Origin of the sequence: Streptomyces sp. NPDC021562 (assembly GCF_040640875.1) — a bacterium.
GTDB lineage: Bacteria > Actinomycetota > Actinomycetes > Streptomycetales > Streptomycetaceae > Streptomyces.
The window spans coordinates 1-1,017 of sequence record NZ_JBFACN010000126.1; the positions used below are offsets into that span (position 1 = coordinate 1).

General features: G+C 36.4%; 1 protein-coding gene. It reads left to right on the plus strand.

Annotation, left to right across the window (positions count from 1 at the left end):
- Positions 1–1,017, plus strand: a 1,017-nt coding sequence (locus tag AB0G52_RS41415) for a HAMP domain-containing sensor histidine kinase (RefSeq protein ID WP_361344541.1), incomplete at both ends; no start/stop codon positions are given.

The following is a 1,017-nucleotide window of genomic DNA, read 5'->3' on the forward strand; positions in this document are numbered from 1 at the left end:
TCTTGTTGTTCATTTCCCAGTTTTTGATACGAATAATATTGAAACAAAAGGAACGATAGATAATGCAGGCAGAATGTATCGTTACATAAAATTTGATTTCTATTATAGTGATCTGTCAAAGGGAAGCATTCTTGTCCTAAAAAAGGAAAATAACCTTTTAGAGTTTTTTACTAAATGGGGAATTACGATTAGTATCGTCATTATTCTTGTTTCCATCACAGCAATGTTTTTTTTAAACCAGCTTTTGCATAGGACAATTATTAAGCCTTTAGAAAATTTAGGGCAGTTTATGTCTGAATTGCGTGGAGAAAGTCTGCAAAGCAAAACACCAGCCTTACCTGCCAATACAGCAAAGGAAGTCCAGCAGCTGACAGCTAATTTTGAAAGTATGCGCACAACACTGCTAGCCTCTATCCAAGAGCAGCAGAATCTTGAAAATAATCGAAAGGAGTTAGTTGCAAGCATTTCTCATGATTTAAAAACACCAATTACCTCCATTATTGGTTATATTGAAGGCTTGCAGGAGGGGATTGCTGATACGCCTGCAAAGCAGGAAAAGTATTTACAGACAATACATTCAAAATCAATTGCATTAAATCGTTTAATTGAAGAGCTGTTTCTTTATTCTAAACTCGATGCGGAAGCTGTCCCTTTCTATTTTGAACGGATACAGCTGGAGAAATTTCTTGTACATATGTCAGAGGAATTTCAATTGGACAACAGAGATGTTCAATTTCAGATAAGTGTACGCGAGGATATATATGCATCAATTGATCGTATGCAAATGAACAGGGCTATTAATAATTTATTCGAAAATAGCTTAAAGTTTAAAAAGACTGATGAACCTTTATGTATAACATTAGAAGTTACGGCAAATGCAGATATGCTAGAGATTCATGTAATGGATAATGGGCAGGGAATTGCGGAGTCTCAACTTCCCTATGTATTTGATCATTTTTACCGTGGTGAGGCAGCGCGCACATTTACAACAGGCGGTAGCGGTTTAGGGCTTGCCAT